This is a genomic window from Psychrobacter sp. APC 3426 (assembly GCF_030408035.1).
Taxonomy (GTDB): domain Bacteria; phylum Pseudomonadota; class Gammaproteobacteria; order Pseudomonadales; family Moraxellaceae; genus Psychrobacter.
In genome coordinates this window covers 89,712-103,843 of the sequence record NZ_JASDCF010000001.1, presented here as the reverse complement: position 1 = coordinate 103,843, position 14,132 = coordinate 89,712, and the positions used below count along the sequence as shown (strand labels likewise).

12 protein-coding genes and 2 pseudogenes are annotated in these 14,132 nt (G+C 42.4%); 10 read left to right on the top strand and 4 right to left on the bottom strand.

Features of this window, described 5'->3' with window-relative positions; genetic code table 11:
• Positions 1 to 22 precede the first annotated feature (22 nt).
• The 6 genes from torA (at position 23) to QL919_RS00435 (ending at position 7,139) form a co-directional block, all read left to right on the top strand.
• Entirely contained in the window at positions 23 to 2,545 is a 2,523-nt protein-coding gene (torA, locus tag QL919_RS00460; protein ID WP_290187682.1) for a trimethylamine-N-oxide reductase TorA, read from the top strand.
• Positions 2,546 to 2,765: 220 nt separating this feature from the next.
• The gene (torD, locus tag QL919_RS00455) at positions 2,766 to 3,452 is read left to right on the top strand and encodes a molecular chaperone TorD (RefSeq protein WP_227688917.1); all 687 of its coding nucleotides are present in this window, start codon (positions 2,766 to 2,768) and stop codon (positions 3,450 to 3,452) included.
• Positions 3,453 to 3,701: 249 nt separating this feature from the next.
• A complete protein-coding gene (gene glp, locus QL919_RS00450) occupies positions 3,702 to 4,991 on the top strand; it encodes a gephyrin-like molybdotransferase Glp (RefSeq protein WP_201632490.1) in 1,290 nt (429 codons plus the stop codon).
• A gap of 287 nt (positions 4,992 to 5,278) precedes the next feature.
• Positions 5,279 to 6,403 carry a GTP 3',8-cyclase MoaA gene (gene moaA / locus QL919_RS00445; RefSeq protein WP_201632426.1) on the top strand — a complete coding sequence of 375 codons (1,125 nt, stop codon included), beginning with the start codon at positions 5,279 to 5,281 and terminating at the stop codon, positions 6,401 to 6,403.
• Positions 6,404 to 6,470: 67 nt separating this feature from the next.
• A complete protein-coding gene (gene moaB, locus QL919_RS00440) occupies positions 6,471 to 7,001 on the top strand; it encodes a molybdenum cofactor biosynthesis protein B (protein ID WP_201632423.1) in 531 nt (176 codons plus the stop codon).
• A gap of 3 nt (positions 7,002 to 7,004) precedes the next feature.
• Positions 7,005 to 7,139, top strand: coding sequence for a hypothetical protein (locus QL919_RS00435; RefSeq protein ID WP_265088221.1), 135 nt, complete (start codon positions 7,005 to 7,007; stop codon positions 7,137 to 7,139).
• A 415-nt stretch (positions 7,140 to 7,554) separates the two neighbouring features.
• On the opposite strand, the gene QL919_RS00430 is transcribed toward QL919_RS00435, so the two are convergent.
• Both QL919_RS00430 and QL919_RS00425 read right to left on the bottom strand, forming a co-directional pair.
• Positions 7,555 to 8,720, bottom strand: a protein-coding gene (locus QL919_RS00430) for an IS3 family transposase (RefSeq protein ID WP_290187681.1) whose coding sequence is annotated in 2 segments (ribosomal slippage) — positions 7,555 to 8,462 and positions 8,462 to 8,720 — 1,167 coding nt in all. Because the reading frame shifts where the segments join, the coding sequence is not laid out codon by codon here.
• Between the two features lie 52 nt (positions 8,721 to 8,772).
• Positions 8,773 to 9,525 (bottom strand): annotated as a pseudogene (locus tag QL919_RS00425) (IS3 family transposase); the annotation flags it as partial.
• Between QL919_RS00425 and QL919_RS00420 the strand changes: the two are divergent.
• The 4 genes and pseudogenes from QL919_RS00420 to QL919_RS00405 form a co-directional block, all read left to right on the top strand.
• Positions 9,523 to 10,221, top strand: a pseudogene (locus QL919_RS00420) (IS256 family transposase); the annotation flags it as partial. The pseudogenes QL919_RS00425 and QL919_RS00420 sit on opposite strands and share 3 nt — an antisense overlap.
• Before the next feature lie 230 nt (positions 10,222 to 10,451).
• Positions 10,452 to 10,844, top strand: coding sequence for a hypothetical protein (locus QL919_RS00415; RefSeq protein WP_290187680.1), 393 nt, complete (start codon positions 10,452 to 10,454; stop codon positions 10,842 to 10,844).
• Positions 10,845 to 10,847: 3 nt separating this feature from the next.
• Complete coding sequence (locus QL919_RS00410; RefSeq protein WP_290187679.1) at positions 10,848 to 11,225, top strand: MobA/MobL family protein; 378 nt, start codon at positions 10,848 to 10,850, stop codon at positions 11,223 to 11,225.
• 102 nt (positions 11,226 to 11,327) lie between these two features.
• Positions 11,328 to 12,086: an IS5 family transposase gene (locus tag QL919_RS00405; protein WP_290187678.1), complete on the top strand. Its 759-nt coding sequence runs from the start codon at positions 11,328 to 11,330 to the stop codon at positions 12,084 to 12,086.
• An 82-nt stretch (positions 12,087 to 12,168) separates the two neighbouring features.
• Here QL919_RS00405 and QL919_RS00400 read toward each other — a convergent pair whose 3' ends face one another.
• A complete protein-coding gene (locus QL919_RS00400) occupies positions 12,169 to 12,759 on the bottom strand; it encodes a recombinase family protein (protein ID WP_290187677.1) in 591 nt (196 codons plus the stop codon).
• Between the two features lie 298 nt (positions 12,760 to 13,057).
• Positions 13,058 to 14,038 carry a GlxA family transcriptional regulator gene (locus QL919_RS00395; RefSeq protein WP_011959998.1) on the bottom strand — a complete coding sequence of 327 codons (981 nt, stop codon included), beginning with the start codon at positions 14,036 to 14,038 and terminating at the stop codon, positions 13,058 to 13,060.
• Between the last annotated feature and the right edge of the window lie 94 nt (positions 14,039 to 14,132).

Here is a 14,132-nt window from a genome sequence, read left to right as displayed (position 1 = left end):
AAAACAATTAGAGAGACATATTATGAAAAACATCAATCGCAGACGCTTTCTCAAGTCACTAGCTGCTTTAACGGGTACCGCCTTGTTACCGACGTCACTACTTGCCGATAACAGTATCGTTACTGGTAAGACTGGGAAAAAGCCTGATTTGAGTGGCTGGAAAATGTCCGGTGCTCATTGGGGTGCTTTCCGTGCCAATGTTCAGGGTGACAAACTCGTTGAAGTGCAGCCCTTTGAGTTTGATCAGTTCCCGACCGATATTTTGCAGGGGGTACCTGGGATTATTTATAGCCCATCACGGGTACGTTATCCTATGGTTCGGGTTGACTGGTATAAAAACCGTCATAAAAGTGATACTACACAGCGCGGTGATAACCGTTTCGTACGCGTCGGTTGGGATGCTGCTTTAGACATGGTCTATGAAGAGCTTGAGCGTATTCAAAAGGACTATGGTCCTTGGGCGTTGCATACGGCTAACGTCGGCTGGCGGTCAGTAGGACAGATCCACAGTTGTGGTAACCATATGCTACGCGCTGTGGCGATGCACGGCCGTAGCGTAGGTACAGCAGGGGATTATTCAACGGGTGCCGGTCAAGTTATTATGCCTTACGTGTTAGGTTCGACTGAGGTGTATTCACAAGGTACATCATGGCCGCTGATTTTAGAAAATTCAAAAGTCATCGTTATGTGGGCGAATGACCCAGTCAAAAACTTACAAGTTGGCTGGAATACAGAAACTCATGAATCTTATGAGTACTTAGAAAAGTTACGTACTAAAGTTAGAAATAAAGAGATTGAGGTTATCTGTATTGACCCGGTCAAAAGTAAAACTCAGAACTATCTAGAGTGTGATCATCAATATGTTAACCCGCATACTGATGTGGCGTTTATGCTGGCTATTGCGCATACGCTATATACCGAAAAGCTTTATGATAAAAAATTCATTGATGTCTATACTCTCGGCTTCGAAGAGTTTATTCCTTATGTGATGGGGAAAACTGAAGATAAAATTGAGAGAACCCCAGAGTGGGCAGAAAAGATTTGTGGTATCAAAGCGGACCGTATCCGTGAGCTTACCCGCAAAATGGCAAAGAACCGTACCCAGCTTATTTTCGGATGGGCGATTCAGCGTCAACAACATGGTGAGCAACCTTATTGGATGGGAGCGATTATCGCTGCTATGCTTGGTCAGTTTGGTCAGCCGGGTGGGGGCATTAGTTATTCGCATCACTATAGCTCATCGGGTGTACCAGCTTCAGGTGCTTCTATGCCTGGTGCGTTCCCACTAAACCTTGATACGGGCCGTAAGCCTAAGCACGATAACGAAGACTTTAATGGGTATAGCTCTGTCATACCAGTCGCGCGTGCTATCGATTGCTTACTTGAGCCGGGTAAAGTGATTGATTTTAATGGTCACAAAGTTACCCTTCCGCCTTATAAAATGGGTATTTTTTCAGGCTGTAACCAATGGCATCGCCATCAGCAGCGCAATCGAATGAAGGAGGCGTACCGCAAAGTTGAGACAGTCGTTGCGGTCGACTATAACTGGACGGCTACCTGTCGTTTTGCTGACATTGTACTGCCCGCATGTACGCCTTATGAGCGTAATGATATTGATGCTTACGGCACCTATAGTAATCGTGGCGTTATTGCCATGCACAAGCTGATTGACCCGCTTTATCATTCTAAATCAGACTTTGATATTTGGTATGAATTAACTAAGCGCATGAATCGTGAAATCGAATACAGCCGTAATATGAATGAGATGCAGTGGATTGAGCAAATCTACGAAGAGTGCCGTGCTGATAACTTGAAAAAAGAGTTTTTTATGCCGGAATTTGCTGAATTTTGGAAAAAAGGCTACGTGCTATTCCCAGAGGGTGAAAACTGGACAAGACATGCTGATTTCCTTGAAGATCCTGAAGTCAATGCACTTGGTACACCATCAGGTTTTATTGAGATAAGTAGCCGAAAAATTGCCAGTTATGGTTATGATGACTGCAAAGGCCATCCTACTTGGATGGAGAAAATCGAGCGCTCACACGGTGGTCCTGGTTCAGATAAGCATCCACTATGGCTACAATCAGTGCACCCAGATACCCGTCTACATTCACAAACCTGTGAGTCTGAAGAGCGTCGTGCAACCTATACGGTGCAAGGTCGTGAACCTTGCTATATGGGACCTGAAGATGCAAAAGCTCGTGGTATCAAAGATGGTGACATTGTGCGCGTTTTTAATGATCGCGGTCAGTTGTTGGCAGGTGCGGTAATTTCTGATAACTTCCCACCTGGTATCATTCGTATACAAGAGGGTGCATGGTATGGACCTACTGGCCCTGAAATCGGTGCGCTAGATACCTATGGTGACCCTAATACGTTAACCATTGATATCGGTACCTCAAGTCTTGCACAAGCGCCTAGTGCCAATACTTGTATCGTCGAGATGGAGAAATTTGTTGGTAAAGCACCAGCAGTGACTGCTTTCGGTGGTCCAAAGTATGTCAATCCAGATGGTAGTATTGCTGCATTATCCCAAATGGGTTAGTTTAGTTTGGAATAGTAAGTGATAAAAAGTGCCTTTGTAAGCCGTATGCGATGTAAATAGCATGTGTGATTTACAAAGGCATTTATTTATATAGACGATCTGTTCTAATGTGGTACTCAATGCCACTATCTTATAAAAATAAAACTGCTATTTAATAAATGTGTTAATTAATAAAAGCAGCCGCTAATAACACCTAAAAATATTTTAAGTTGGATATAAAATGAACATAACTGAAGATAAAATGAATATCATTGAAGAATGGCAAGCTGCTAATCCGGCACGTTCTGCACTTTATCGTTGGTTTGCAGATATTTTCGCGCGTGAGCTTACCTCAGCGACCTTAGATGAGTGGCAACAGAATAAAGCTTACGATAGTATTCACAAGGTATTTGTTAGTCTCGGACTTGAGCAATATAGCAATCGCGTCAAAGCCGCCATTGATAACTTGCAGCAATTCCCTAAAGAGCATCGTGCCATTGAGCTTGCCGCAGATTTTGCGCAGATATTCTTACTCAGTGGTGATGATAGTGCACCGCCTTACGCTTCTTATTATCTGAGCAGCGATAAACATCTTTATGGCAAACCTGCTGCTCATATGATGCGTTTTCTTGATAGCCAGCAATTAAGCCTACATCCTGAGTTTCGTGAGCCAAATGACCATTTAAGTGTCTATTTTATCGTTATGAGCTTATGGATTAATAAAACTATTGAGCAGCAGCTTGATATGCTCAACACGGCACAAGAACAAATCGATTTTCTTGATAGTGCTTTACTCAATTGGCTACCGCAGTTCACTGCATATTGTCAAAAGATTAACGTGAAAACAGATATTTATCCTGCACTTGCTGCTTTGGTAGAGCAGTTTGTTATAGAAGACAGAGCGGCATTAGAGAGCATAGTGAGTTAGTGATTGGCTAGTTTGCCCATAATGGGTGTCTTAAATAAATACGTGACAGTCTTAACCTGCGTAACATTAATTTTGGGTGGTGTATCAAAAAGTATGCTGATTAGTTTTTGAACAATTTTTGAAGCCTTGAAAGCCCTATAGAATCAGAAAACCTAGCATAGATTTCTCATTGACTTTTATCGCCAGCATACTTTTTAGAACACCACCCCTAATTTTGTATAGCATTAAGTATAAGTGAGTATAAAGCCAATGATTACCCTTGAACAACTTCAGCAGTCTATAACCCAGCGTATTCAAAGCTATAATCAAGATGACTTTCCTATAGTAAAAAGAGCAACGCAAACGTGTGCCCTGCTAGACAGTCAAAATCACATACTTGCGCAAGAGATAGTATCGCCTTTTACGATTCCCAGAAATAACCTATCAGCGATGGATGGCTACAGTGTTGCTGCTGGTAGTGACCTTAGCAAAAATGGAACTATCGATATTATAGGTGAGTCGCAAGCAGGTAAACCGTTCACTGGCAATCTACAAGTTGGACAAGGTATACGTATCTTTACCGGTGCGGTAGTTCCTGACAGCTGTGATACGGTCATCATGCAAGAAAACACCAATTTTTTAGATATTAGAGAGTCACTTGATAAATCAAAGACCTATGCAATCACCTTATCTCAAACCGTTGTAGTCGATGAGCATATTCGCAAACAAGGTGAAGAGATTGAATCAGGTGAGGTGGTATTAACTGCAGGTAAACGTTTGAACCCTGCTGATATTAGCTTGCTTGCCAATTTGGGCGTTGATAAAGTCGACATCTATAAACCCTTAGTCGTTGGGCTATTGGCTACTGGTGATGAGTTGGTTGCTTTAGGTGAGCCAATCAATAACTTGGCACAGATTTATAATTCTAATACGCCAACACTTAAAAGTATGTTGTCTGGCTTGCCAGTGATTATTCATGACTATGGCATTATCCCTGATGATTTGGATAGGACGACTGCTGCCGTTACTGAAGCCATGCATGACTGCGATGTGCTGATTTCTACCGCTGGGGTTTCAGTAGGCGACTATGATTTTTTAACCACCGTCATTGAAAAATTAGGGCAAATAAACCACTATAAAGTAGCCATGAAACCAGGCAAGCCTTTTGTGTTTGGTGAGTTAAGTAAAGACCTTGATAAGCCCGTATTATATTTTGGCTTACCGGGTAATCCTTTATCTACTGTGGTTGGCACTTTACAGTTAGTTATTCCGGCGCTATGGCGTCTATCAGGCGTACGCACTAATGATTTACCGATGACCTTAAAGGTGCGAGCAACTCTACAAGGTAATATTAAGAAGTCAGTAGGTCGCAAAGATTTTCAACGCGGTGTCTTGTCGCAGGATGATAATGGTAACTTACAAGTGATCAGTTTTGCCAACCAGCAGTCTCATCGTATTAAACAGCTCAGTAATGCTAATAGTTTGATTGTGCTAGCCCAAGAATCCGGCAATGTCGTAGCAGGGGAAAAGGTAGAGGTGCAGTTATTTCCTTGGTCATAACTTTCCTTCTCTTCCTTGTCTATAGTATAGCTTGTCAAATATGAAACTAGTAACGCAGTCAACTAGAGAAAGCAGTTAAATCAACTTTCCGCTGCTTATCCCTATAAGTCTTAATATCAACTGTTTTAGTGTTAGATATAAGACTTGTAGGGTTACTAGCTATCTAACGTTAGTTTGTTACAATGACTATTCATCATAACAAGTTTTAAATAATAAAAAATATTGATTCATAACCTGAGGCAACGCTTAAAAGTCCACAACATATTCAAAACTAACGGTAATACATTATGTCCTATCACGCCCCCACAATAGGGAATGCACAACTGTATTCACCTGTGGCAATATCTGTTATCCATGACGGTAAAAAACTTTCTATCATCGATGCCACTGTTGATAATCTGCCCCTTGATTCGTCCCTTCCTATTAATACTAGCCATCAACCACTGACAGATGGTTTTGCACGACGTCTGACTTACTTGCGTCTATCCATTACCGACTTCTGTAATTTCCGCTGCGAGTACTGCCTGCCAGATGGCTATCAAGGCAAGCCTCCGCAAAATGAGCTGAGTGTCACTGAAATTGCTACGTTAATCCGCGGATTTGCCGAAGTTGGCACCAAAAAAGTCAGGATTACAGGCGGTGAACCCTCAATACGCCGTGATGTGGTAGAAATTATTAAAACCGTCAAAAACACCAAAGGCATTGAAACCGTTGCCATGACCAGTAATGGTTATAAACTTGGTAAGCATTTAGCAGCTTGGCATACGGCTGGACTGAATCAACTCAATATCAGTATGGACAGCTTTAATGCGGCGACTTTCCATAAGATGACCGGTTTTGATATGTTGCCGCAGCTCTTAGCGGATATGGATACTTTACTTGCGACCACAGACATTAAGCTAAAGATAAACAGTATATTAATGGCAGAGACCGCCTTTGAAAATCTGATGAATGCTATTGAATATATCAAAGACAGAGCCGTTACCTATAGATTTATTGAATTTATGCAGACCAGTGACAACAGCGACTTATTTTTTGCGCAGCATGCACAGTCAGACATTATTACCAATTATTTATTAAAAAATGGCTGGCAAACCCATGTACGTGGCAGCAACGATGGTCCAGCGATAGAATATAGCCATCCAGATTATAAAGGTCGTATCGGTATGATTGCCCCTTACGCTGCTCATTTTTGTGATAGCTGCAATCGTTTGCGGGTCAGCAGTCAAGGTAAGGTACATCTGTGTTTATTTGACCAAGGTAACTACGATATTCGTCAGCACCTAGAGCAAGACGATGTTGCAGGGCTTGTGAACACCCTACATAGCTTTATGCCAATCAAACCTGAGCATCATCACCTTCATGAGTCTAACAGCGGCATGATGAATAATTTGTCGATGATTGGCGGATAGAATCAACCATATATTAATAATCAAATTTTTCATTTTTTATAACAAGCATAGTTATTAAGGATTATTCATGAGTAAACTGCAAGCACCCTTTACCCCGCTTAATATTGCCATCTTAACGGTTTCTGACAGTCGTACTCTTGCAGAAGATACCTCAGGGCAGTATTTGGTCGACCAACTGACCGCAGCAGGGCACCAACTGGCGGATCGTCAGTTGATCATTGATGACATTTATAAAATCAGAGCCGTCATCAGTGGCTGGATTGCTGACCCTGATGTGCACGCAGTTATCACCACGGGCGGTACGGGTTTTTATATCCGTGACAGCATGCCAGAAGCAGTTGGCGTATTATTTGATAAGTCAGTTGATGGTTTTGGTGAGATGTTCCGCTTAATTTCAAAAGACGATATCGGCATGTCGACGATTCAATCTCGCGCCGTCGCTGGTATGGCAAATGGTACAGGCATTTTTTGCTTACCCGGCTCATCAGGTGCTTGCCGCACTGCTTGGGAAGGTATCTTACAAGAGCAGCTCGATAGCCGTACACGTCCGTGTAATTTTGTGCCACATTTTATGCGTACCAACCCGGGTCATGAGTAATTCATGGTTGAAGTTGGGAATAGCTTAATCGAAGTAAACAGATTCAATCGCTTAGCAGGCATTGTGATTTTGGCAGGCGGCGCATCCAAACGTATGGGAACGCCAAAAGCTGAGCTTATCTTACCGACAGGTGATTGAATTATTAAGTATTCTCTAAACTGACTCCTCTATTTACGCCGGAACATTATTTAAATGGTGCTAGTTTGTTTGGATGCTGCACAGTTGAGCTTAAGCCATCATTTTCGGCATAGTCCATTCACTCTTCAGTACATAGCACTAAACACTTTGCCGTCCAAACTCTCTTAAAAATGTATCAACGGTTGCTGCCATAGGGCTGTCATTAGACATAGGTATGTGTTTATGGGCAATTTGTCGTGATTGAGGTAATACAAATGTCGCGCCGTTGCTATATTCTTGACATACTTTTGGATATGTTTGCTGCCAAGAGGGATAGGTAACGGTTTCTACTTTATCTCTCATGTCTGAAAAGCCAACCCTTCGAGCGGTTGACCCCTGCCGTCAAATCCGTACAGTTAAACTTGGGAGATTTTAGTTACGCAGCCTGACGGTAAAAGTCAAACCACACCTGCCTTGGCGATCGATAGCCTAAACCCTTTTGAATCCTAGTTTGGTTGTAATACAGCTCGATATATTGTGTGATCTCATTGGTCGCTGTAAACCTTGTTTTATAGTCCTGATGGTATACAAGCTCATTCTTCAATATGCCCAAGAAACTCTCTATTGGCGCATTGTCAAAGCAATTACCTTTACCACTCATTGAGCCTTTAAAATGATGCTGCTTGATGATTTTGTGATAGGCATGACTGCAATACTGGCTGCCTCTGTCAGAATGCACAATCAGTCCTTGGCTGGGTCGTTTATTCTTAATTGCCATATTCAATGCATGACAGACTAAATCGGCGGTCATGCGCTTATTGATAGCGTAGCCAACCAGCTCTTTGGTGTAGAGATCTTTAACACCTGCTAGGTATAGCCAACCCTCAGCAGTCCAGATATAAGTGATGTCACTGACCCAAGACTCATTGGGGCACTTAGCATCGAACTGCTGCTCCAGCATGTTTGGATAAACAAGCTTGTTATGATTGGAGTTGGTAGTGACTTTAAAACGTTTGTGACGACGGCATTTGATGCCATGCTCTTCTTTAACGCTTCTAATCATATATTGGCTGATAGCATACCCTTGCGCACTTAGGTAGGCATGTAGTCGATCAACACCATAACGTTCTTTAGTTTCACTGTGAGCCGCTTTAACTAATAGCTCACAGTAGTTACGGTGTATCTGCTGTTCACTAATCTCACGATTTATCCAGTCGTAGTAGCTTGATGGTTTTACGTTTAATACACGACACATGCAGGTAATACTAAAAAGGTGCTGGTTGTCTTTGATAAAGACGTACTTCATCAACTGTGCTTCGCGAAGTACGCCGTGGCCTTTTTTAGTATCTCTCGTTCCTCTTCAGCCACTTTAAGCTGCCGCTTGAGTTGCTTTATCTCCTGAATAGCTGCCATAAGCTCAGGGACATACTGCTCAGTTCCTAAAAGCTTGCCTTGATTGGCTTTGTTCTGCCAGTTAGATAACGTTTGCATCGCTATGCCAAGCTGCTTTGCGGTAGCTGAAATGTTGCCATTATTGTCTGCTATCTTCTTAACGGCTTCTGCTTTAAATTCTGTGCTATAAGTTCTGGTTTTCTTGGTCATGGTAAACTCCTCATCAAGTCGTTAGCTTACCAAGTTTATTTCTACGGTTTCTTCAGCATAGCTCAATGCCTGACAGGGTTAAATTATCGTAATACCGCTTTTCAAACTCAAAGGGTGACACATAACCAATCGTGCTATGCAGTCGTATTTTATTAAACCAGTCCACCCATTCAAGGGTTGCCAGTTCAACATCATTGATACCAGTCCAGTTCTCCTTTAAATAGTCAATTACCTCAGATTTATAGAGTCCATTGACCGTTTCAGCCAGTGCATTATCGTATGAATCACCAGTCGTGCCGACAGAAGCGATGATACCAGAGTCACACATTTTGTCAGTATAGCGAATGGATAAGTACTGAACCCCTCGATCACTGTGATGAATGACATCCTTAGGGTTGTTCCTGTCTGCTATCGCCTGATTTAGCGCAGCCATAACTATATCCGTGTTCATGCGATTAGATACTTTCCAACCGACAATGCTACGGGCAAACACGTCAATAATAAAAGCGGTATATACCCAGCCGCTAGTTGTTTTTATATAGGTGAAGTCAGCTACCCATAGCTGATTAGGACGATGGGCATTAAAATTACGATTAATCAGGTCATCAGCGCATTTTTGGTCATCACGGCTATTGGTGGTGATCTTGCCCTTACCGCGCCAGATGCCTTGCATACCATACTGCTTCATTAAACGCTCTACCGTACAACGAGCCACATGAATACCATCTGCCTTCATCTGCTGCCAGACTTTACGAACACCGTAACGGCATTTACTGTCCTGCCAGATGCGTTTAATCTCGCTGTTCGTCAGGACAAGCAGATCATCAACAAAGCTATCTATCTGGCCTTAGGCGTTGCTCTTGATGGTAAAAAAGAGCTGCTTGGCATGTGGCTATCAGAGAACGAGGGCGCTAAATTCTGGCTTGGTGTTCTCACTGAGCTACAAAACCGCGGGGTTCAAGATATTCTTATTGCCTGTGTAGACGGCCTAAAAGGCTTCCCTGATGCCATTAATACGGTCTACCCTAACGCTCAGGTTCAGCTGTGTATCGTGCATATGGTGCGCTATTCGATGAAGTTCGTACCTTGGACGGACAAGAAGGCCGTAGCAGCTGATTTAAAGGCCATCTACGGTGCTGATACGCTTGAGATGGCAGAGGCCAACCTTGAGCACTTTGATGAAGTATGGGGTAAAGAGTACCCGCATGTCATCAAGTCTTGGCGCAATAACTGGGAGGGCTTAACGGTGTTCTTTGGTTATCCTAAAGACATCAGAAAAGCGATTTATACCACCAATGCTATCGAGTCGCTAAACAGTGTGATTCGTACGGCGGTGAATAAGCGTAAGGTGTTTCCCTCTGATCAGGCAGCATTCAAGGTAGTATATCTGGCAACCCAGCAGGCCTCTAAAAAGTGGTCGATACCAATCCGTAACTGGACGTCTGCTTTAAATCGCTTTATGATTATGTTTGATGATCGTATCAGTAAGCATTTAATCTAAAGGGCAGTTACACAGAATTCGGGATGGTCTCCATATAGGTCTCTCTATGAAACATCGTCTTTTAGTATGGAGATACCAACTGATGAGTTGTTAAATGACCTCAAAGTAAGTTTGGCTAACTTAGATTTAGGTGAACACAAACGTTTTTAAGCACAATAGACCTCTTGCAAGTGCGACAAGGGGCAAAGCCCCCTGTACCCCCCAAACCTATCAAAAATAAGGACTATTTGATGCACCCTATTTACGAATATACAGACGGCGATGTCTTAGATTTTACAGAATACCATCGTAGTCTAATGACAAATGGATTGATGTTAGCTGCACAGAACTACCATGCTAATAGTGAGAATAGCAACAAAGAAAAAGGTGCTTATAACGTTTCATTTCTTGCTTTGAGAGCAAAAGTAGAATCACCTGACACACATTTCTTTAATGACTTTTCTGATGAAGAGTTCGATGCTTTGATAGAGGCTATTATTCTTACTGAGCAAGCTACTGAGCAAAGAGAAATCAAAGAGAACAACCCTGATAAACAAGAGCATTATAAAAACTGTAAATCACAAACTACCGAACTGGTTAAAAGAATGGAAGTGGTTCGAGATTTTCAAAAAAGTTACGTTTAGTAGATGGCGATCTATCACTTATCCGTCAAAACATTTTCACGCAGCAAAGGGCAATCTGCTACTGCTGCTGTGGCTTATCGTGCCGGTGCAAAAATTCATTGCGACCACGAAAGGCGTGACCATGACTATTCAAAAAAACGTGATGTGATACATAGTGAGATATTTTTACCACCCAATGCCCCCAGTTGGGCAACTGACCGTCAGCAGCTTTGGAATGAGGTAGAGAGAGCCGAAAAACGCAAAAACAGTACGGTAGCAAGAGAGTTTGAGGTGGCGTTACCGAATGAACTCAATGAGCAGCAGCGTATTGCACTGGTGCAAGACTTTGAACCGCCCCTACTATATCGGAGGCAATTTTTTCGAATCAGAATGTATAATTAAAACCTATAAGATTAGGGGCTGTATAGAATTGAGGAACCATTGAAAAAAATAAGCAACGCCTTACTCTACTGTTTACCACAACAAAGAAATAAGGCATCACTTATGACTCGCACCAAGCTCAGCGATGAACTTTGGCACAAGCTATTTATTATATTGCGACAAATTAACATATATAACAAGCCCAATCTAAGACGTACCGTTGAAGGCATGCTGTACCGCATAAGAGTAGGCTGTCCATGGCGAGACTTACCTTCTTATTTCGGTCATTGGTCTAGCATATATCATCAATACCGTTACTGGCGTAAAACCGGTAAATGGCAAAAGCTCATGAAAATAATCACAGCAAACTATGATAGTGAATGGTTATTTATAGACGGTAGCGTGGTCAAAGCTCATCAGCATAGTACAGGCGCAGCCAGTCATCTTGATGAGGCCATTGGTAAAAGCGTTGCAGGTAATAGCAGCAAACTGCACTTAGTGGTCGATGCTTGTGGCAACCCTATACATGTTGAGCTGTCAGGTGGGCAAGTACATGACTCTAAGATGGCAAAGGCGTTGATATTTAGCACGATTAATAACCAGACTAAAGCGGTGATTGCAGACAGGGGCTACGATAGTAGCGATATTAGAGAGTGTATCTTCACGCACTGTGCTCAGTCAGTCATACCTGTTAAGTCGAACTCTAAAAGCTGTAACGACACACTAGATTGGTATTTGTATCGTTGCCGTCATTTGGTAGAAAACGCTTTTGCTAGATTGAAACATTTTAGGGGCATTGCCACGCGATATGATAAGCTCAAAGATAGCTATGCAGCGGCGGTAATGCTCGCTTGTGTCTTTATCTGGTTGCCCCTGATTTGAATTCTATACACACCCTAATCATTATATATCTGCTCGCATTATGTCTATAAAAAGCAAATAAACAATTAAAATACCTCAGCTATCATCCTTGCTTTAATACTCGATAAACCGTAGCCACCCCAACACCAACTGCCTTAGCGATCTCCTCTTTTGTCATGTTTTTTTGACTGTCTAATTCTCTGATACGATTGTGTTTCGTTGTATTAGGCTTCTTACCAGTGGGCTTATAGCCACTGTTAGCCAATCCCTGCTTGATACGCTCTCTACGCTTGTCGTTATCAAGCTTTGCCATCGTCGCTAATAAATCGATCAGCATATCGTTAATTACTCTTAGAATGTCGCCTGTCATACCTTCGCTAACCGTATGCGTGGTTGGCAAATCAGCCACCACTAATCGTAACCCCTTGTCTTTGATACGCTGCTTTAGAATCGCAAAATCATCTTGAGATAATCTGCTTAATCTATCCACGCTTTCAACCAACAGAATATCGCCTTCTTCAGCGTCATTGAGTAACAGAGTGAGTGCTGGTCTATCAAGCTTAGTACCACTGAAATGCTCTACGTACTCAACATGGTTATCATCATAGCTTTGGCTAAAGCTAAGCAAGTCAGACAAGGCTCTCTTAGCGTCTTGATCCTTAGTGCTGGCTCTCACATAAATACGAACGGTCATAACGCGACCTCTATTACTTAGACTTAATAATTAATGTTCATTGATAATAGCAAGATATTACTATCATTTAATTTTAGAAACAAGTCTAATGATAGCTAAGTTATCGTTTAGAAGTTTTATGTTTTAGGTATAGGCTAATGATAGGAAAAAAGCACAGCAGCCAGTCTTATAATTCAAAAGTCTGTTATAGAGGGTTCCATGCTAACAGTCTGCTTTAAGTAGTCTGTTAATAGGTTTGAAAGGTAAAATAACTGGTTTCCTTGGGGTATACCTTTAAAATAAAAAACGCCTAAACCTATCACGCTTTATTTGTATTGAATCTGCGCCGATATTCGCTAGGGGTCAAACCAACAATGCGCTTAAATATCTTACGAAACGCACTGACATCACTATAACCCACCTTCCACGCAATTTGCTCAACAGGCGTTAAAGAGAACTGTAGAAAATCTTTTGCCTCTCCGATGCGTAATCGCTGACAGTATTCCGTTGATGTCATGCCCGTCGCCTTATGGAAACGGCGCAGAAAAGTACGCTCCTCTAACTGTGCACAATTAGCTAGGGTAGATAAATCAATATCCTGTGCCTCTGTTTTTTGTAGCCAATGCTGCACCTTTAGTATGGCCGCGTCACCATGGGTGAGGTTGGGTGAGAACGCACTGTAATAGCATTGTTCACGCCTTGAGGGGTCAATTAACAATGCACGAGCGGTCTCATTCATCACTTGTGAGCCAAGAAAGCGATCTACCATTCTAAGTCCTAAATCTGTCCAAGCCATCGCGCCACCAGCGGTCACAATATCGCCGTCTTCGATAATAATGCGATCCACATCAAGATCCACATCAGAAAAGCGCTGCTTAAAATCCTCTGCATAACCCCAATGCGTAGTCGCCTTGCGCTTAGATAGTAGTCCTGTTTCGCCCAACAAAAAAGCACCGGCGCAAACAGATGACATTATCACACCTCCTGAATGATGCTCTTTTAGCCATTCAAGCCAAGGTGCTGCTGCTTGCTTTGCAGTAGGCGCCTCTAACGTGGGTGGAATGATGACGGCTTTTAATTTTCCTACACTATCGGGATTGCTCGAAAAAGTGCAGGTAGGCTGCTGCTCAGAACCCGTAATCTCCCAGTGACTGACCTGTAAAGGCAGATCGGTTGTATCTTGACGTTCGGCAGCGATTTTACTGGCCACCATCAGTAAATCAGTCAGCCCAAGGATGGCCGCCATTTGTGCTTTCTCATAGACAATTAAGCCGATTTCAATAGCATATTTTTGATTCATATGTCGTTATTAACCTCTTATGTGTCGATGTAGCCACTCGTTAGTGTAGCATAGAGCTTGTAAAATATACGCCTATACAGTCACTTTGATAAAA